1 tRNA gene is annotated in these 542 nt (G+C 30.6%); it reads left to right on the forward strand.

Annotated elements, in window-relative coordinates:
• The first annotated feature begins 58 nt into the window (after positions 1–58).
• Positions 59–135 (forward strand) — tRNA-Pro (locus tag M983_RS16665).
• Positions 136–542 lie beyond the last annotated feature (407 nt).

Consider the following 542-nt stretch of genomic DNA (forward strand, 5'->3'; position numbering starts at 1 on the left):
AAAGATAAACAAGTCCCCCCCTTCGCACCAATAAACAAGATAAGAACAGTGATTCAGACGGCGAGTAGCGCAGCCTGGTAGCGCAACTGGTTTGGGACCAGTGGGTCGGAGGTTCGAATCCTCTCTCGCCGACCAATAAGAAAAAACCTCGATAATATCGAGGTTTTTTTGTATCTAAAAGATAGCTATTCCAAATAAACCTATCATTACCGTCTTATATTTATTCCTCAACAATCGATATTTTTCTATTACGACGTAATTATTACGTACTCTTTTTTCTTCTATTATCTTTATTTTTTATTCGCTATTCACGTAAATTTACTTGTTATGTTAGCGACGAATGATAAATAAAAGAAAATTAAATATTTAAACCTATATGTATTTTAGCTTTATTACTTAAGTATTATTAATAATTTGATTTGTAATCTCATCGGACTCTTTGAATCATTTTGATAAATGATAGAAGATAAAGAGTCATATAAATATATTTAACTCTATGAAAAATAATATATTTTTATATTTTGTCGGTAAATGCCAACACA

Source organism: Proteus myxofaciens ATCC 19692, from assembly GCF_001654855.1.
Lineage (GTDB): Bacteria > Pseudomonadota > Gammaproteobacteria > Enterobacterales > Enterobacteriaceae > Proteus > Proteus myxofaciens.